Raw genomic sequence first — 18479 nt, 5'->3', positions numbered from 1 at the left:
GCCGGCAACTGCGGGCGATGTGCCGCTCACACCTGCTCCAGCGCAGTACGCAACGCCAGCGGTGTGGCGGCTGCCCATGCCTGGGGCGAGCACGCGTGGGGGTAGGGCACGGGGCCGCCGGTGGTGGAGCGGGCGTAGCCGGCGATGACCTCGGGCAGGCGGTAGCCGTGGTGCGCTGCTGCTGCGGTAAGTCCTTCGGCGACGGCGGTGACTTCGTCGGCAAGCCCGTAGCGGGCGAGGCCCAGGGTGATGACGGCGTTGTCGTGCGGCCAGGCGCTGCCACGGTGGTACGACAGCGGGTGGTAGGGCTTCTGGCCTGCGGCCAGGGTGCGGATGGCCCAGCCGGAGAAGAAGTCCGGCTCCAGTAGGCGTCGGCCCACCCTTCGGGCACGTTCCGCGTCGAGGATCCCGGACCACAGCAGGTGGCCGGCGTCCGAGGCCAGGGCGTCGACCTGGCGGCCGTCGCCGTCCAGCGCGAGGGCCGGGAAGTCGGCTTCTGGCATCCAGAAGTCCGTGAGGAACCGGCCGCGCAGCCGGTCGGCTGTCTCGCGGAGGCGGTGCGCGTACGGTTCGTCCTGCCAGACGCCGTCGGCGAGTTCGGCCGTGCGCACGAGGGCGTCGTATGCGTAGCCCTGGGCTTCTGACACCGCGATGGGGCCCTGGGCCTGGGTGCCGTCGGTGAAGCAGATGGCGCCCTCGGAGTCCTTCCAGTTCTGGTTGATCAGGCCGCCCGGGTCCGGGGTGTAGACGAGGTAACCGTGTTTGTCCAGGCCGCCGTCGGTGAGCATCCAGTCCACGGCGTGCCGGGCGTGCTGCTCCAGGCGTAGTGCCAGGGAGCGGTCGCCGGTGGTCTCGAAGTGGGCGTGGAGCAGGATCAGGAAGAGGGGCGTGGCGTCCACGGCACCGTAGTAACGGCCGTAGGGGACCTGCCGGAAGTGGGCGAGTTCGCCGTGACGGGTCTCGTGGACGATGCGTCCCGGCTGTTCGCCGCTGAAGGTGTCATAGCGCTGCCCTTGGGTGGCGGCAAGTGCGCTCAGGGTGCCTGCTGCCGTCCCGGGCCGGTAGGGCAGCAGGAAGTAGGACGTCAGCAGGGAATCGCGGCCGAACAGGGTGAGGAACCACGGGATGCCGGCGGCCGGGATGTGGACGTGGTCGCCGTCTACGCCCGTGACCGGGATGGTCAGCAGGTCCACGTCGGCCAGGCCCCGCTCGCAGGTGCGTGTGAGGTTGTCCTTCGCCTTGGGCGTCTGCTCGTTCTTGGCCCTGGTCGTCTGCAGGTGCGGCCGCGGCACGGCCACGGGGTGCGGCGGTGCCGCGTGCGGGTGGGCGCGGACGGTCAGGTGCAGGTCGGCCTGTCCATGGCCGTCGAGCGGCAGTTCCCAGCTGAGCGTCCGTGCGGTGGGCTGTGAGTCGTCTGGCGTGTTTACGGCGTCCGGGGCGGGGCGGCAGGTGAGGGTGGTGCGTGCGTGCCAGTCGGCTCGTCGGTACTCGAGGCGCAGGCCGTCGGGTGTGCTGTGGGTCGCGTGCCGTCCGTCGGGCTTGGGGTAGCGGCGGTCGTCGGCACGCAGTTCGAACAGGTCGGCGAAGTCGGCATCGACGGTGAGCTCGAGGCGGGCGGTCACCGGGTCGGGGCGGTTGCTGACCAGGCGCAGGTGTTCGGTGAGCGTGCCCGCGGCGACGGTCTGCCGGCGGAAGACGGTGTAGGCGGGCGGGTTGTCCCGTGTGCCCTGGGGGGTCAGCACGCACGCGGCCGTGTCGTCCGTCTCCGCCGCGGCCGGCACCAGGGCCGTGGGGCTGGTGCCGTCGACCGTGAGCTGCCAGCGGCTGAGGTGACGGGCGTCCTGGGAGAACAGCCCGTCGGGTGTGCTGCCGTGCGTCCCGCTGATCTCCCCGTCGGCGTCGAGGCGGACGAAGGTGGCGTCGCGTACCAGCTGTACGCGGTTGTCGGCCGCGGTCATGGCATGGGCTCCTTCGGGTGGGCACGCAGCAGGTCGAGGGTGAGTGCCGCGGTCCAGGAGAAGTGCCGGGCGCCGCGGGCGGCACCTGTGCAGGGGTCGACGTATTCGGCGAAGTCCGATCGGCCTGCCTCTTCGAGGAATCCGTTGCGGAGTCGTTCGGCGTTGTCGTGGAGGCCGTGGGCACGCAGTCCGCGCTGGATCAGCCAGGCCGTGTTGAACCAGGCCGGGCCGCGCCAGTAGCGCTTGGCGTCGAAGGCGTGGCCGGTCAGGTCGTAGCTGGGGACCAGTGCCGTGGCCGGCGCCCTGAACTGCGGCCCGTCCAGTGTCTGGTGCAGGCGCTGGACGGTGTCGTGCGGCAGGTGCGGAACGATGAGCGGGACCAGGCCGCTGACGCTCCGCTCGTCGACCAGGGTGTCGGTGTGCAGGTCGCGGACGCGGAACAGGCCGGCCTCGTCGTCCCACAGCCGGGTCACCAGCCGGCGGGTGAGCTCCTCGGAGCGCGCCGTGTGCGGCGTGGGGTCCTTCCCCAGTTCCTGTGCCATGGCGGCCAGGGCCCGCTCGCTCACGATCAGCAGGGCGTTGAAGCAGGGGTCCTCGACGGCGAAGCCGTGCCGTGCGACGCGGTCGTCGTAACCTGCGTCGCGGTAGTCGGTCGCCAGGCGGACGTAGCGGCCGTAGTCCAGGTCGGTGGGCCGGTCGACAGGGTGGCCGTGATCGAGGTCGGCACGGTGGAATTCGCCTGCTGCGGCGGGTTCGACGCGCTGGAGGGCCTGGTCCCAGCAGGGGCTGTTGTCCATGCCCGGCTCCCATGGGTGGACGATGGCCGCCAGTCCCCCGCCGCCGAGGTCGCGGCGGGTGAGGAGGTAGTCGTGCCAGGCGGCGAGCCGGGGGTAGAGGCGGGTGAGGAAACCCCGGCGCCGGGACTGCTCGGGATCGGCCTGGTGCACGAGCCAGGCCGCCAGCGCGTGCACCGGAGGCTGGACGATGCCCGAGGTCTCGGCACTCGCCGGTGCTCCGGCCGCACGGCCGGCGAGGGAGGACCGCCAGAAGTCGGGGCTTGGGAAGTAGGCGTCGTGCGGCACGGCGGGGTTGAAGACGATGTGCGGGATGCGTCCGTCGGCCCACTGCCCGGCCAGCAGCGACTCGAGCTCCTGCTGGGCGCGGCGCACCGAGAGGTGGCGCAGCCCGATGGCGATGAAGGCGGAGTCCCAGCTCCACTGGTGGGGGTAGAGGGTGCGGGAGGGGACGGTGGAGGTGCCGGTCCAGTTGTCGATGAGGACCCGCGCCGCACCGCGCCGCAGTGTCAGGGATGCGGTGGCGGTGGGCGCGGGCCGGTCCAGGAGGAAGGTCACGCGCCGGACCTCTTGAGGAAGGCGGGGACGGTACGGACGGCGTCGAGGGGGTCGCCGGTCAGACGGCACTCGAGGGCCAGGTAGCCGTCGTAGCCGATGGTGTGCAGGGCACCGAGCCAGGCGGGCCAGTCGAGGTGTCCGGCACCGGGCTGGAAGCGGTTGGAGTCGGAGACCTGGGCGTGGCCGATGACGTCGGCGTGGGCGACGATCGCGGCGGCCGGGTCGCTCTCCTCGATGTTCATGTGGTAGCTGTCGATGCCGATCTTCAGGGAGCCGAGGCCGGTCTCGCGGATCAGGTCGGCGGCCTGTTCCAGCCGGTTGACCATGTGGTCCTCGTAGCGGTTGAGGGGCTCCAGGAAGAGGGTGACGCCCTCCTTGCGTGCGTGCTCGCCCAGTTCGGTCAGTCCGGCGAGCAGGATCTCGCGGTCTCCCTCCTCGGAGCGGGGCGGCTCGAAGGGCGGCAGGCGGCGCGAGAACATGCCGTAGGAAGCTGGGGTCTGGGCGCCCAGGCCGCCGATCTCGGCGATCACGGTGAGCTGGGACTTCATCTGGGCGACTGCGTCGCGGCGTTGGTCGTCGTCGAAGGCGCCGAGGAAGTGCAGCATGTCGACGCACACTGTGGGCATGACCACGCCGTCCTTGCGGGCCTGCTTGAGTTCGTCGAGGCGGGAGGCGAAGTGGAGGTCGCCCCTGCCACGCAGTTCGATGGCGTCGTAGCCGGCCTCCTGGGCGAAGTCCCATTTGGCCTGCAGGGTGTCTCCGGGCAGGAGTTGTTCCTGAACCGCGGTCTTGAGCATGACAGTGGCCTTTCAGAATTCCAGGACGACCTGCAGCGCCTCGGCGGGGCGCTCGTCCAGCAGTACATAGGCGTTGGCGGCGTCGGCGGCCGGGATGACGTGGCTCACCAGGGAGGTGACGTCCACCTGTCCCTCGGCGACCAGCCGCAGGAAGGTCTGCTGGAGGCGCTCGACACTCCAGCGGTTCGACAGCTGCGGGGGGACGCCGCCGATCTGGGAGCAGATGAGCTGCACGCGGTTGTGGTGGAACTCGTCGCCCAGGCGCAGGCCGATGCCGTCGCCCTGGTAGAAGCCGGACGCCACCACGCGGCCGCCGACGGCGACCGAACGCAGGGCATCGTGCAGGGCGGGGTAGACACCGCTGATCTCGATGGCGAGGTCGGCGCCGAGGCCGGCGGTGGCCTCGCGGATGCGTTCGGCGACGGTGTCCGTGCGGGCGTTGAGGGTGTGGTGGGCGCCGTAACGCTTGGCGGTCTCCAGGCGGCCGTCGAGGGCGTCGACGGCGGTGACGCGGGCGCCGTTGAGCTGGGCGAGGCGGGTGGTGAGCAGGCCGATGACGCCCTGCCCGAACACGGCGACGTCCTCCCCGAGGTGGATGTCTCCGGCCAGCACGGCGTTGTACGCGATGGCGCCGACCCGGGCGAAGGCGCCCGCCAGTGGCTCCAGCCCCGCGGGCAGGGTGTGACCGATCATCCGCTCGGCCGGGACGATGCCCTCGCTGCGGTGGCCCCATATGCCCCAGACCAGGTCGCCGGGCTGGGGCAGCCCCGGGGTGCCCGCCAGTTCCGGGGAGACCTCGACGACCTCGCCCACCTCCGAGTAGCCCCAGCCGGCCACGGGGTACTCCATGCCGGCCGCGCCGTCGCGGAACAGCCGCGCCTCGGGGTCCCAGGTTCGCGTCAGGTACGGGTTGGTGCCGCGGTAGGCCGTGAGCTCGGTGCCGGCCGAGATGCCTGAGTAGCGGGTGCGGACTCGGAGGTGTCCGGGCGGCAGATCGGCTCTGACCTGCTCGGCTACCTCCACCTGGCGGGGGCCGGTGAATTGGACGACGCGTTCCACGGAGGGCTCCGGAAGGGTTGCGGGTTTCGGTTGCGTCGACAATAACTCCAACTTATGTCTTGTCAATAAGCAAAACTGATGCTGTGATGCGTGCTCAGTAGACGTAAGTCGGAACGAGGACATGCAATGCGCACCAAGAGCCGGCGATCGACGACGATCGCGGTGGGCATCACAGCAGCCCTGGGGATCGGGCTGCTGTCGGGCTGCTCCAGCGGCAGCACCGGGCCCGGAAAGCCGGACCGTGAGATCACGGTCTGGTCCCAGGAGAACCTGCCGGACCGCGTCGCGGCCCAACAGAAGATCATCGACGGGTTCGAGAAGGAGACGGGGGTCAAGGTCCGTCTCGTCGGGGTCGACGAGGGACAGATGCCTCAGCTGATCATGTCGGCGGCGGCCTCCGGCACGCTGCCGGACGTCATCGGCGCGGCCCCGATGGGCCAGGTCTGGCAGATGTACACCAACGGCCTGCTCAACACGAGCATCCCGAAGGAGATCATCAGCGAGCTGGGGAGCGGCACCTTCAACGCCAACGCCCTGGACCTGACCTCCGACGGGAAAACCAGCCTCGGAGTGCCCTCCGACGCCTGGCTCCAGCTGCTGGTCTACCGCAAGGACCAGTTCGACCAGAAGCAGCTGGCGGCCCCCGACACCTACGATCGGGCCCTGGGCGCCGCCAAGGCGCTCACCACCAAGGGCCACGACGGCATATCGGCCGCCACCGACCCCGGTGACGTCTTCACCTCGCAGAGCTTCGAGAGCCTGGCCCTGGCCAACGACTGCCAGCTGGTCGACACCAGCCACGAGGTCGCCCTCGAATCCCCGCAGTGCGAGACCGCCTTCAAGACCTACGACGAGCTCGCCCGCACCTACGGCGCCCCGGGCACCCAGACCGTGGACTCCACCCGGGCCACCTACTTCGCGGGCCAGTCCTCGATGATCATCTGGTCGTCGTTCCTGCTCGACGAACTCGCCGGTCTGCGCAAGGACGCCCTGCCCAGCTGCCCCGAGTGCCGCAAGGACCCGGAGTACCTCGCGTCCAACAGCGGCATCGTCACCGCGATGAAGGGTCCGGACGCCAGCGAGGCGGCGCAGTTCGGCGAGATCACCTCCTGGGTGACCACGAAGACCGCCGAGACCGCCGCCTCCCGCGAGTTCATCGAGTACATGATGGGCACCGGTTACGAGTCCTGGTTCGGCATGGCGCCCGAGGGCAAGATCCCCGTCCGGCAGGGCACGGCCACACAGCCCGAGCGCTACATCAACGCGTGGCGGCACAGCGAGATCGGCGTCGACACCAAGAAGCCCTTCGACCAGGTCTTCCCCGCGAGCCTGCTCAACCAACTCGCCGACGGCGTCAGCAACATGCGTCGCTGGGGCATCACCCAGGGCGAAGGCGCGCTCGTCGGCGCCACCAACGGTGAACTGCCCGTGCCCAAGGCCATCGGCGCCATGACCACCGGCCAGACCTCCCCCTCGGAGGCGGCACGCGAAGCCGGCGACGAGGTCGCCGCCCTCAAGAAGTCCCTGCAGTAGCCGCCCGCCTGCACGTCACGAAGGTCCCCTCATGACTACAGCTCCAGCCGGCGCGCCGCAGCGCCGGGACACCAGCCCCGGGCCGGCCGACCGGCCCGCTCCCCCGGGCCGCCGCCCGATGACCGCCAGCCGTCGCGAGAACCGCGCGGGGCTCGCGTTCGTCTCACCCACCTTCCTCGTGGTCCTCGTGGTGGTCATCCTGCCCATCCTGTGGACCGTGCTGCTCGCGTTCCAGGACGCCAAGCTCGTCGACATCCAGGGCATGGGCCTCTTCGGCAACTGGTCCCTGGACAACTTCGCCGAGGTCTTCGACTCCGCCGGCTTCTGGTCCAGCCTGACCACCACCCTCATCTACACCGCGGGTGCCACGATCGGCTCCGTCACCCTCGGACTCATCGCCGCGCTCGCGCTGCGCAAGCCCTTCCGCGGCCGCGGTCTGCTGCGCGCCGCGATGCTGCTGCCGTATGTCGCCCCCGTCGTGGCCGTGGCCTTCGTCTGGGAGGTCGCGCTCAGCCCTCAGTACGGCGTGGTCAACGACTGGGGCCGGCGCCTGTTCGGCTGGGACGACCCCATCGCCTTCCTCTCCACCCGCGAGTACGAAGTCCACCTGCTCGGCCTGCACTTCGACATCCCCCTGGCGCTGCTGACCGTCATCGCCTTCGAGTGCTGGCGCTACTTCCCCTTCGCCTTCCTGTTCATCCTCGCCCGGCTGCAGGCGGTCCCCGACGGCCTGGAGGAGGCGGCCCTGGTGGACGGCGCCACCCCCACCCAGCGCTTCCGCCACATCCTGCTGCCCCAGCTCATGCCGGTCATCGCCCTGTTGTGCGTGCTGCGGTTCATCCTGACCTTCAACAAGTTCGACGACGTCTACCTGCTGACCGGTGGTGGCGCGGGCACCGACGTGGCCGCCGTCCGGGTCTACGACTTCCTCACAGCCCGCTACGACGTGGGTGCCGCGGCTGCCCAGGCGCTCGTCCTGGCCGTCGTGCTCATGATCCTGCTGGGCCTCTACTTCAAGTTCTTCGGCAACAAGGTGAAGGAGGAATCGTGACCCGCAAGGCCCCCCTGACCCGGGCCCGATTCGAGGACGGACTCTTCGGAGTCCTGCGCTGGATCGTCATCGCGTTCCTCGCGGTGATCACCGTGGTGCCCTTCTACTACATGCTGTTGCTGTCGCTGAAGCCCATCGACGCCCTGCTGCTCGACCCCGGATCCCTGTGGATCTCGGCCAAGGACTTCACCCTGTCCACGTACCGGGACGTGCTGCGCTCCACCGACGACGGCGGCCAGGGCTTCTTGAAGTTCCTGCTCAACTCCGCACTTGTCTCGCTCGGTACGGTCGCACTGACCATGCTGGCCGCCGTGCCCGGCGCCTACGCCGTGAGCCGGCTGAAGTTCTTCGGCCACCGCCAGGTCAGCGCGCTCTTCCTGGCCGTCTACATGTTCCCGGCGACGCTGCTGGCCGTCCCCCTGTTCGTCGTCTTCGCCAAACTGGGGCTGTCCTCCAGCCTGGTCGGACTCGCCATCGTCTACGTCGCCCAGACCGTGCCGGTGTCGATCTACATGCTCCGCAACTACCTGGTCACCATTCCCTACTCCATCGAGGAGGCGGCCGCACTCGACGGCGCCAGCCGGATGCAGACCGTCCGGAAGGTGATCCTGCCGCTCGCCCTGCCCTCCCTCATGGCGACCGGCCTGTACATCTTCATGATCGCCTGGAACGAGTTCCTGTTCGCCCTGCTCTTCCTGGCCGCCGAGCCCGGCAAGTGGACCGTCCCCCTCGGGCTGGCCCAGCTCTCCAACGGCATCGAGGTCTCCAAGACCGTCCTCATGGCGGGATCAGTGGTGCTGACGATCCCCGTGGTACTTCTGTTCTTCGCCGCCGAGCGCCTGCTCACCGAGGGCCTGACCAGCGGCGCCGACAAGAGCTGACACCGTGAGGGAACCTTCGATGACGCCGAACCAGGTCAGCGCGGGAGAGCTGCTGCAACTGATCCGCAGCGGCCGCGCCAACACCCGAACTGACCTGCAACGCGCCACGGGCCTGTCCCGCTCCACCGTCGGACAGCGCCTGGACCTCCTCAACCGCGCCGGGTGGCTGCGGCACAGCACCGGCAACTCCACCGGCGGACGTCCCTCCCACCACATCGCCTTCGACCCCACTCACGCCTCGGTCATCGCCGTCGACCTGGAGACCAGGCACGCCCGCATCGCCGTCCTGGACCTGGCCGGCACGATCCTCGCCGAGCACACCGGACCCCTCCACATCAACGAGGGCCCGGAGTGGGTGCTGGACCAACTGGCCTCGTGGTTCCCGGACCTGATCGACGCCGCCGGTGTGGACGCCACCCACATCTGCGGCGTCGGGCTGTCGGTGCCCGGCCCGGTCGACTGGGAGACCGGCAGGGTCGTCGAACCCCCCATCATGCCCGGCTGGGACCAATACCCCATCCGCGAACGCCTCCAGAAGGCCTACGCCGATCACGTGGGGCCCAGCATGGAGGACGGGCCTGTGCCCGTCTTCGTCGACAACGACGCCAACCTCATGGCACTGGCCGAGCACCAGGCCAACCACCGGTCCTGCTCAGCCTTCGTCCTGGTCAAGGTCTCCACCGGCATCGGCGCGGGAGTCGTCATCGGCAACAGCGTCTACCGCGGCATCGACGGGGGCGCCGGCGACATCGGCCACATCCGCCTCCACGACCGGCCGGACGCGCTGTGCATGTGCGGCTCCCACGGCTGCCTGGCCGCTGTCGCCAGCGGCCGGGCACTGGCCAAGGAACTCTCCAGCCTCGGCGGCGACATCACCTCGGGATCCGATGTCAAACGTCTGCTCACCGAGGGCCACCCCGACGCCATTCGCCTGGCCCGGGAGGCCGGCCGACGCATCGGCGAGGTCCTCGTCACCGTCGTCACCCTCCTCAACCCCGGCGTTCTGATGCTGGCCGGGGAACTCTCCGGCGTCCCGTTCATGACCGGCGTGCGCGAGCTGCTCTATCAGCGCGCCATGCCCCGCACCACCGCCAACCTGCAGATCGTCACTTCACGCCTCGGCGACCATGCCGGCCTGATCGGCGCCACGACCATGGTCGTGGAGTGCCTCTACTGCCCGGCCCGCGCCGACGCCCGCCTCAATCGCCTCGCGCTCTGACGGCGCAAGCCTCCGCACGCAGACAGGAAACCCGTGACCGAGATACCCACCGCCTGGACCCACCGGCCCGTCGAGGTCGGCCTCGTGGGCGCCGGCCCCTGGGCCCGGGCCATGCACGCCCGCATGCTGGCCGCCGGCCCGGAAACCCGGCTGGCCGCCGTCTGGGCTCGCCGCCCCGAAGCCGCCCAGCAGACAGCAACCCCCTACGGGGCCCATGTCGCAGCAAGCTTCGACGAACTCCTCGACCACTGCGAAGCCGTCGCCTTCGCCGTCCCGCCCGCCGTCCAGGCCGACCTGGCACCGCTCGCGGCCAAGAAGGGCAAGGCCCTTCTGCTGGAAAAGCCGCTCGGCCCCGACCTGCCCTCGGCACAGCGCGTCGCCGAGGCCGTCGCCGAGGCAGGCGTCATCTCCCAACTCGTCCTCACCAAGCGCTATCACCCCACCACACGCGCCTTCCTCGACACCGCCCGCACCCTCGACGTGCTCGGCGCCCGCTCCTGCTACCTCCATGGGGCGTTCCTCGGCGGCGACTTCGCCACCGGCTGGCGCCTCGAACACGGCGCACTCCTCGACCTCGGCCCCCACCTGCTCGACCTCCTCGACGCCGCGATCGGCCCGATCACACACATCCGCACCGCCGGCGACCCGCGCCGATGGGTCGAGATGACCTGCGAGCACGCCAACGGCGCCGTGAGCCAGGCATCACTGTCCGGTTCGGTCAACGTGCCGCGCGCCCTGACCCGCCTCGAACTCTTCGGCCCCCAGCCGAACGTCGTCTACGACACCGCCGGCATCGACCACGAGCAGTGCTGGCCTATTCTGCGACGCGAGTTCGCCACCGCCCTGCGCACGCACACCCCCACCGAACTCGATGCCCACCGCGGCCTGTACCTGCAGACCCTCATCCACCAGGCCACACCGAGCTGAACGCAGGGCCCGCCCCCGTGCGCGGCCGCCGCGGCGTCTGCTGCCCGGCCGACAACGCGACGGACCCCAGAACACGGACCAGCCGTGTCTGATCCCCGGTGCTGAGTAGCCTGGCGGCATTGCGAGTTGGCCTTCTCCGTGCTGTCCGACCTGGGCAACCAGCTCGCCACCTCCCTCGGCATTCTCACCCACCCGACCAACGGCGCTCGTGAGTCCCGGGCAGCCCTCGGCCTCGACGCGGCAGGCGGCAGGCGCACCCGCCCTGGCGTCGACGCGATCGGCCGCCGCCTCGTCAAGAAGGGAACCCTGCGGCGCATCAACCCGGCGTCGATTCCTGCAATGCCGTCACGCGATCCCCGTTCCCTCTGGCCCGGCCGGGCTCGCCGGAAGCCGCCCGCGCCGGTTGTGACAAGCGATCACAGGACCGGCAACCGCCAACTCCCGTTACGGGCAGGCGAGATGCTGTGCCAGACTACGGTGATCGTAAACACCGCTGACCGCCTCGCGCGCTGGAGCCCGTCATGACGCCCGACATACCCAGCCCCTTGCGTTTCACCACGGACACGGCGCATCCCGCCAGGGTCTATGACTGGCTCCTGGGCGGCAAGGACAACTACCCCGTCGACGAGGCAGTGGGCGAGAAGCTACCGCCCGAAGCACGTGACGCGGCCCGGCAGAACCGTCAGTTCATGCACCGGGCGGCCGCCTGGCTCGCCGCACAGGGCACCGATCAGTTCCTCGACATCGGCACCGGCATCCCCACCCGGCCGAATCTGCACCAGATCGTCCAACAGATCACGCCGACGGCGAAGGTGGTCTATACCGACAACGACCCGATCGTGCTGCGGCATGCGGAAGCCCTGCTGATCAGCGATCCCGAAGGGGTCACGGACTACATCGAGGCCGATGTACGGCAGCCGGACTCCATCCTCGAACGCGCCCGTGCCGTACTGGACTTCAACCGCCCGATCGCGCTGTCCTTGATCGCACTGATGCACTTCATCACGGACGAGCAGGACGCCCACGGCATCGTCCGCAGCCTGGTCGCCACTCTGCCGCCAGGCAGTCACCTCGTGCTGTCGCACGCCGCCTCCGACCTCTACCCGGAACTGGCGGAACAGGTCACCGCCGAATACGCCAAGGGCGGCATCCGCCTCGGCTTCCGCACCCGCCCGGAAGTCACCCGCTTCTTCGACGGCCTGGACCTTCTCGACCCAGGCCTGGTCACCGCCCCCGAGTGGTTCAAGACGGCCCCCGCACCCGCGCCCGAGGGCAGCGGTATCTACACCGGAGTGGCACGCATCCCCTGACAACCGTCACCATGCTCCTCCACCTCGTCCCCCGGTGGCCGGCAACCCTGCTCCGCCGGCACACAGGGTGCAGGGGACGGCCTTCCGGCCCCCCTCACCAGCCAGGCCGGTCAGCTCGCCGGGGACAGCGCCTTGTCCACCGGGCCCGGGGATGAGCCTCGCCTGCGGGGCGTGCCCGGGCGAGACCGTGGGTGGTAGCCCCAACGGAAGGACCGCAGCCAAGTGTCGACCGCTGCCGGGGCGCGTGTCGCCGAAAACCTGGCCCACGGCTCCGGCACACAACAGTTGGGTGTGACACCTACACGGCCCCACGATGTCGGCTTAACCTGGACCCGTGGTGTGAAGATCCATGACTGCTTGAAGTCGCCCTCATGGACAGCGTCTGCGGCTCACGGTGCCGATCGCCACATGGCGGGCTGGCGGGACTTCCGCAGCCGCGATCGGTAGGCATGAGCCCCTCGCTGCAGGGCGCCACCTTCGGGCGAATCCGCAGTCGGCTCAGCGGCATACAGACAGGCGTCGAGGCCACCCTGGGCCGGGCGATCACACAGGCTGGGTTCAGCTGCTGCTGGGACCAGCAGAGGCGGTAAAAGCCCCGGTCTTCCCCGCCCGGCTCTCCGTTATGGCCAGGCGGTTGCCCGAAGCCGGGGCGCGCACTGTGTCCCGGATTCGCCGCCTAACTAAAGCCTGTCCCCCAATGATCACTTAAGCCGGGCGACGGTGAGGGAGCAGCCGCAGCAGTGCGACTCACCGGCCAATGTGCCGCGTCACTGCGCATCGCGCTCGCACAACGCTGACTTCTTTGTTGTATTGCTCCGTGGCCTCCCGGCCCCGACCCGACTCCCAAAACCCGCAGGGTAAGCTCCAGCCCTCGTAGAGGCAGCACAGAGCGGCGGTAATTCCGTCGGACGCAACACGACGTCATAGAGCAGCCGCATCGCGGATGGTGGGTAAGAACTGCGACACATCGCTCAAGCACGACCGGCGGCAGCGCGCTCGGCTTCGTAGCAGAGTTCGCACGTCAGTCGTCTGGCTTCGGGCATCGGGGTGGAGGAGATGGGCGGGCCGGGAAGCGGGTCGCTAGTGACATGCGCATGCCTGCCACAGATGCCGGCTCCGCACCGAGCGCAAACGGCTGCAGCGACGGCCGGGCTTGCTGGGACGGTCGAAGCACGACTCTCGAGAACGCAGTCAAAGCAGTGCATGACGACTTGCCTTTCTGGGTCTCGAAGCCTTGCCGTTCCTCATAATAGTAGGCTCGACCCCTTTGGGGCGCGCCGTAGGCCCTCCCTTGGGAAATCACGGATTGTTATCCGACTGCGGAAGGCCTGAGGTCAAGCCGTTTAAAGAAAGTCCCCTGAAGAGGTCCAGATCACAAGTCTTGACCTCTCCTGTGCAGGATCCGCTGCAGCGGTGATCCAGTCGGCCTGGTCGGACAGGAGGAGAGGAAAGCCACGGTGGGAGCGACGTCCTCGGGGGTTCCGATGCGGCCGAGAGGGTGGAGGTCGTTGAACGCCTCGAGCGCGGAGTCGAACAGGTCAGCGGCCAGGCCGACGGCGTTGCCGAATTCGGCCAGCTCGGCCGCAGCCTCGGCGGCGCTGGCCTGCGTCCGGCCGGTGACGACGGCACTGCCGCCGCCCTGAAGGACACGGCGGGCGACGGCCAGTCCCATACCGCTGGTGCCGCCGATGACGACGACCTTCTGCCCGGTGAAGTCGAGAGTGTTGCTGGACATGCGTGTGCTCCTGGATGCGTGTTCAGCCGCTTGCGAATCGCAAGCCGGAAGGGACCGTAGATCGCTCCGCGCGGCTCCGGTAGAGGATCATGAGTAATGCGGGCATAGCGGGTGGCTATAGCCAGGAGGAGGGAGCCGTGAACATCGAGGCGTTGCGCTATACCTTCGCCACGTTCAGCTCCTCTTTGGGCGTGGCCAATCGGCGCAGACATGACCGTCACCTACTTGACGGGTGGCGAATCAAGTGGCAGTCCGGCACTTGCTCAACTGGGGCAGATCGGGTTGCGGTACCCGCATCTATGAAGGTGAATGGTCTCCGACATCGAAACCGCCCGCGCGGAGTTCGCCATGCGGTCACCTTCAGCGACCGGCCGGCATGGCTGGGCGCTTCAGGCTCGTCTGCCCTATCGAAATGCAGTCATCCGGTGAAGCCGCAGTTCCCGGCGGGGCTGACAGCCTTCGGTCCCCCAGGCCAGCCGGAACGGCCGAGCACCGCGGGCCGCGGGGAAGTGGGCCTGGACGCCCGCGCGCGCCCTCGCTTCAGAATCCAAGCCCGCGAAACCGAGAAAGACACAGGAAACAGCTGTGAACGACACTCACCGCACCTACGACGTCGTCGTCATCGGCGCGGGCCCCGTGGGCGAGAACGTGGCCGAACGGACCCATGCCGCGGGACTCAGTACCGTCATCGTGGAGCGCGAGCTACTCGGCGGCGAGTGTTCGTACTGGGCGTGCGAGCCCAGCAAGGCGCTGCTGCGGCCGACGCTGGCACGTGCCGACGCCCTCCGCGTGCCGGGACTGAAACGGGCGGTGGACCGACCCCTCGATGTGGCCGCCGTCCTCGCACACCGCGACGACATCGTCAGGCGCTGGCAGGACGACAACCACGTCGCCTGGCTGGAGTCGGTCTCCGTCGACCTCATGCGCGGCCACGGCCGCCTCGACGGCCCCCGCCAGGTCGTGGTGACCACCCCCGACGGCGAGACCGTGCGGCTCAGTGCCCGCCACGCGGTCGCTGTCTGCACTGGCACTGGCCCGGCAATGCCGGACCTCCCCCATTTGGACGACATTCGTCCGTGGACCAACCGTGAGGCGACCAGCGCCGACCGTGTGCCCGGTCGTCTCGCCGTGGTCGGCGGCGGAGTGGTGGCCGTCGAAATGGCCACCGCCTGGCGTGCGCTCGGCGCCCAGGTGACCATGCTGGTCCGAGGCAGCGGGCTGATTGCCCGCATGGAGCCGTTCGCCGGCGAGATGGTCGCGGACGCATTGCGTGAAGCTGGCGTTGACCTGCGATTCGGAGCCTCCGTCACGTCCGTGACACGAGAGGGAGGAGCCGACGGGGAGGCACGCATCACCTTGGCGGACGGCGGGCAGCTGACCGCCGAGGAGATTCTGTTCGCGACCGGCCGGGCCCCGCGTACCGGCGACATCGGCCTGGAGACCATCGGGCTCACTCCCGGCGACTGGCTGACCGTCGACGACACCTTCCGGGTCAGCGCCGTCACGGACGGATGGCTCTACGCGGTCGGCGACGTCAACCACCGCGCCCTGCTGACCCACCAGGGTAAGTACCAGGCCCGGATTGCCGGCGCCGTAATCGGCGCCCGCGCCCACGGCGAACCGGTGGACGACAGCAAATGGGGCCCACACGTCGCAACCGCCGACAGCGAAGCCGTACCGCAGGTGATTTTCACCGACCCCGAGGTCGCCGCCGTCGGCCTGACCACGCGGGAAGCGGAGCGCACCGGGCGCCGGGTCAAGGTGGTGGACTACGACATCGGCCGCGTCGACGGCGCCGCCCAGTACGCGAAGGGGTACCGCGGCAAGGCTCGTATGCTGGTCGACACCGACCGCGGCACCGTGGCCGGAGTCACCTTCGTCGGCCCAGGCGTCGCAGAACTGCTGCACTCGGCAACCATCGCGGTCACCACCGAGGCGCCGGTCGAACGACTCTGGCACGCCGTCCCCGCCTTCCCGACGATCAGCGAGGTCTGGCTACGGCTGCTGGAGACCTATCGCGGGTAGGCAAGCGGTTCACAGCACAGCCGGAGGTCGTTTTCGTATGGATCAGCCGGAGTGGCGGCCCTGCTGCTTGCCCAACGGCTGAGTCTGGCGTCCGTGACCTTCGCTCATCTCCCGCCCCCGGGGTGCGGGGTCGGGTCCGACCAGTGGGGCCTCTCCGGCCACGGTAAGCGCCGTGACCAATTCCTCCAGGTCGGCTCCAAGAGGGGTGTCGCAGTCCCAGACGGCCTCGTAGGCGATCTCGACGGGTGTCCCAGCCCGGAGAAGGGGGCGGCAGCTCGCGTGCTCGTGTGTGACCTTGGAGCGGGGCAGGAGTGCTGCGCCCAGGCCTATCGCTGCCCACTCGTCCACCGCCCGGAAGCTGGCGGCTTCGCCGGGGTAGGTACGCAGCGCCAGGTCGTGGCTGTGGAAGAGTTCGGTGGTGAAGGTGGTCAGGCCGCAGGTGCTGGGCCCGAGGATGTAGGCGGCGTCCGCTACGGCCTTGAGCTCGACCGGGCCGTCGTCCCCGGAGGCGGCCGGGTCGATCACGACCACCGGTTCGCGGGCGATGACGCGGTGCCGGAACGTGGGCATGCCGGACACGGCGGGGACGAGGACGATGTCCAGGCGGCCTGTCTGGAGTTCGCTGCGCAGGGGCTCGAGGTCCGCCTCCCGCAGGACCAGGTCGCGTGGACGCTCCAAGGTACGGGCAGCCTGGAACGCCCGTCCGACCAGGTCGGCCCCGATCAGGGGTGAAACGCCCATGCGGATCGCTTCGGTGACCGGACGGGCCAGCCGCTGGGTCTCGGCGAGAAGCGTGTCGAGGTCGTCGAGGACGCGGTCGATCAGCGGCAGAATCCGTGCGCCGTGTGCCGTGGGCTTGACTCCGCGCGGTGAGCGGTCGAAGAGCTTGACGCCGAGCTCCTCCTCCAGCCGGGCGACACCGTTCGACAGGGCCGGCTGGGTCACCCCGTAAGCCCGCGCGGCGGAACTGAAGGACTTCGTCCGGGACACGGCCTGGGCGTAGCGCAACGCCTCGATGTTCACGATTCGACTCTCTCCTCTGCGGCATAGTCGTCCGTTATATCCATATTCGCCCTGGTCCTCTACCGGAGCCTTGCGGAGCGCCCTACAGTCTGAGGCGTTCCCCGGATATTCGGGGACCGGCCAGTACCGCGAGGCCCCGAGCCAGCCTCTGCATGAGTTGCAAGCGACTCGGCCGCCTTTGACGCTTTGCTCGCGAATAGCAAGCAAGGAGCACATCTCTGGCGCTCAGGATGGGTACCCGCCCTCGTGCGCGTAGCTCATATCCGCACATCCCCTTTTATCAACATACAACCCAAACGCGAGCCCATACGGGTCCCTGCAACCCGCACAGAACACGCATCCAGGAGCACACGCATGTCCAGCAACTCTCTCGACTTCACCGGGCAGAAGGTCGTCGTCATCGGCGGCACCAGCGGTATGGGACTGGCCGTCGCCCGCCGTGTCCTTCAGGGCGGCGGCAGTGCCGTCGTCACCGGCCGGACGCAGGCCAGCGCCGCCAAGGCTGCAGCCGAGCTGGCCGAATTCGGCAACGCCGTCGGCCTGGCCGCCGACCTGTTCGACCGCGCCGCCGTGGACCGCCTGCGCGACACCCTCACCGAACAGCACGCCGACGCCACCCTCCTCGTCAACGCCGCCGGCGTCTTCGAGCCCAAGTCCTTCCTGGAGCACACCCCACAGGACTACGACCGCTACCAGGCCATCACCCGGGCCTTCTACTTCGTGACCCAGACCGTCGCCCGCAACATGATCGCGCGCGGCACCAAGGGAGCCGTCGTCAACATTGGAGGCATGCTGGTGCATCAGGCCATGGCAGCGACACCCTCCTCGGCTTACTCGGTGGCCAAGGCCGGCGTGCACTCCCTCACCCAGCACCTGGCCCTGGAACTTGCACCGCACGGCATCCGGGTCAACGCCGTCGCCCCCGCCGTGGTCCGCACCCCGATCTACGAGGCGTTCATCCCCAAGGACGACATCGACTCCGCGCTCGAGGCGTTCAACGACCTCCACCCTCTCGGCCGCATCGGAACCCCCGAGGACGTCGCTCCCACCGTGGCTTTCCTCCTGTCCGACCAGGCCAGCTGGATCACCGGCGCCATCTGGGACGTCGACGGCGGCGTCCGGGCCGGACGCCGCTGACCGGCCGCCACTCCCCGTTCCCGGACACCCAGCCGACTGCGGGACGCCACCACGCCCCGCGCCCCGCAGCCGACCGCACAGGAGCACAGCGCGAATCTGGCTGCCATGCGCGGCCACTTCCTCGACCGTTTGTCCGGCCTGGATCTCAAGCAGTTCGCCGCCGCCCTGCGGAACGTTGCGACCTGCGCTCTGCGCACACTCTCCGCATGTGCCCTCGCCGAGCCCATGGTGAGTCGCCCCGGCCCAGGGGTGGCAGACCCGCTGCCCCGGTGGCCGGTCGGACGGCAGGCGTTCCCTCGCAGCAGGCTTCGGCACCGCCGCTTCAACGAAGAAGGCGGTTACTGCCCGTTCCCGAGGAACCCGGCGCCAGTGCGGCCTCATCACGGCTGCGTCAATGCAGTTGCGCCGTCCGTCAGGCCCACGACCAGGCAGCGGCGCTGGTCACTGCCGGTCGGACCATCTACGCGAAGAC

The 18479-nt window shown here is 69.4% G+C and carries 15 protein-coding genes; 9 read left to right on the top strand and 6 right to left on the bottom strand.

Features of this window, described 5'->3' with window-relative positions:
• Positions 1-26: 26 nt before the first annotated feature.
• Genes C4B68_RS38880 through C4B68_RS38865 form a run of 4 tightly spaced genes read right to left on the bottom strand, consistent with a single transcriptional unit; the run spans position 27 to position 5166 of the window.
• The gene (locus C4B68_RS38880; protein ID WP_099506528.1) at positions 27-1958 is read right to left on the bottom strand and encodes an amylo-alpha-1,6-glucosidase; all 1932 of its coding nucleotides are present in this window, start codon (positions 1956-1958) and stop codon (positions 27-29) included.
• Positions 1955-3310, bottom strand: a complete 1356-nt coding sequence (locus C4B68_RS38875; RefSeq protein WP_099506529.1) for an MGH1-like glycoside hydrolase domain-containing protein — start codon at positions 3308-3310, stop codon at positions 1955-1957. Before C4B68_RS38875 ends, C4B68_RS38880 begins: the two co-directional genes overlap by 4 nt.
• On the bottom strand, positions 3307-4107 hold the full coding sequence (locus C4B68_RS38870; protein ID WP_099506530.1) for a sugar phosphate isomerase/epimerase family protein: 801 nt from the start codon (positions 4105-4107) through the stop codon (positions 3307-3309). Before C4B68_RS38870 ends, C4B68_RS38875 begins: the two co-directional genes overlap by 4 nt.
• A 12-nt stretch (positions 4108-4119) precedes the next feature.
• Positions 4120-5166: a zinc-dependent alcohol dehydrogenase gene (locus C4B68_RS38865; RefSeq protein ID WP_099506531.1), complete on the bottom strand. Its 1047-nt coding sequence runs from the start codon at positions 5164-5166 to the stop codon at positions 4120-4122.
• A gap of 126 nt (positions 5167-5292) precedes the next feature.
• Here C4B68_RS38865 and C4B68_RS38860 point away from each other — a divergent pair, with 126 nt between their 5' ends.
• The 7 genes from C4B68_RS38860 to C4B68_RS38835 all read left to right on the top strand — a co-directional run bounded on the left by C4B68_RS38860 (position 5293) and on the right by C4B68_RS38835 (position 12087).
• Positions 5293-6699 carry an ABC transporter substrate-binding protein gene (locus C4B68_RS38860; protein WP_099506532.1) on the top strand — a complete coding sequence of 469 codons (1407 nt, stop codon included), beginning with the start codon at positions 5293-5295 and terminating at the stop codon, positions 6697-6699.
• A 31-nt stretch (positions 6700-6730) separates the two neighbouring features.
• The gene (locus C4B68_RS38855) at positions 6731-7750 is read left to right on the top strand and encodes a carbohydrate ABC transporter permease (protein WP_099506533.1); all 1020 of its coding nucleotides are present in this window, start codon (positions 6731-6733) and stop codon (positions 7748-7750) included.
• Between the two features lie 14 nt (positions 7751-7764).
• Positions 7765-8631 carry a carbohydrate ABC transporter permease gene (locus C4B68_RS38850; RefSeq protein ID WP_373682287.1) on the top strand — a complete coding sequence of 289 codons (867 nt, stop codon included), beginning with the start codon at positions 7765-7767 and terminating at the stop codon, positions 8629-8631.
• Positions 8632-8650: 19 nt separating this feature from the next.
• Positions 8651-9850, top strand: coding sequence for an ROK family transcriptional regulator (locus C4B68_RS38845; protein WP_167459253.1), 1200 nt, complete (start codon positions 8651-8653; stop codon positions 9848-9850).
• Between the two features lie 33 nt (positions 9851-9883).
• The gene (locus C4B68_RS38840; RefSeq protein ID WP_099506536.1) at positions 9884-10777 is read left to right on the top strand and encodes a Gfo/Idh/MocA family protein; all 894 of its coding nucleotides are present in this window, start codon (positions 9884-9886) and stop codon (positions 10775-10777) included.
• Positions 10778-10903: 126 nt separating this feature from the next.
• Entirely contained in the window at positions 10904-11302 is a 399-nt protein-coding gene (locus tag C4B68_RS41505; RefSeq protein WP_143674551.1) for a hypothetical protein, read from the top strand.
• Positions 11299-12087: an SAM-dependent methyltransferase gene (locus C4B68_RS38835; protein WP_099506537.1), complete on the top strand. Its 789-nt coding sequence runs from the start codon at positions 11299-11301 to the stop codon at positions 12085-12087. Before C4B68_RS41505 ends, C4B68_RS38835 begins: the two co-directional genes overlap by 4 nt.
• Before the next feature lie 1372 nt (positions 12088-13459).
• Here the strand turns inward: C4B68_RS38835 and C4B68_RS38825 are convergent.
• Positions 13460-13822: an SDR family NAD(P)-dependent oxidoreductase gene (locus tag C4B68_RS38825; RefSeq protein WP_099506539.1), complete on the bottom strand. Its 363-nt coding sequence runs from the start codon at positions 13820-13822 to the stop codon at positions 13460-13462.
• 585 nt (positions 13823-14407) lie between these two features.
• Between C4B68_RS38825 and C4B68_RS38820 the strand changes: the two genes are divergently transcribed.
• Positions 14408-15847 carry a dihydrolipoyl dehydrogenase family protein gene (locus tag C4B68_RS38820; RefSeq protein ID WP_099506540.1) on the top strand — a complete coding sequence of 480 codons (1440 nt, stop codon included), beginning with the start codon at positions 14408-14410 and terminating at the stop codon, positions 15845-15847.
• A 42-nt stretch (positions 15848-15889) separates the two neighbouring features.
• On the opposite strand, the gene C4B68_RS38815 is transcribed toward C4B68_RS38820, so the two are convergent.
• On the bottom strand, positions 15890-16870 hold the full coding sequence (locus tag C4B68_RS38815) for a LysR family transcriptional regulator (protein WP_240634620.1): 981 nt from the start codon (positions 16868-16870) through the stop codon (positions 15890-15892).
• 354 nt (positions 16871-17224) lie between these two features.
• On the opposite strand from C4B68_RS38815, the gene C4B68_RS38810 reads away from it, so the two are divergent.
• Positions 17225-18007, top strand: a complete 783-nt coding sequence (locus C4B68_RS38810) for an SDR family NAD(P)-dependent oxidoreductase (protein WP_099506542.1) — start codon at positions 17225-17227, stop codon at positions 18005-18007.
• Positions 18008-18479 lie beyond the last annotated feature (472 nt).

The organism is Streptomyces dengpaensis, from assembly GCF_002946835.1.
Lineage (GTDB): Bacteria > Actinomycetota > Actinomycetes > Streptomycetales > Streptomycetaceae > Streptomyces > Streptomyces dengpaensis.
The sequence above is the reverse complement of the archived record's forward strand: the minus strand, read 5'-3'. Positions and strand labels throughout refer to the sequence as shown.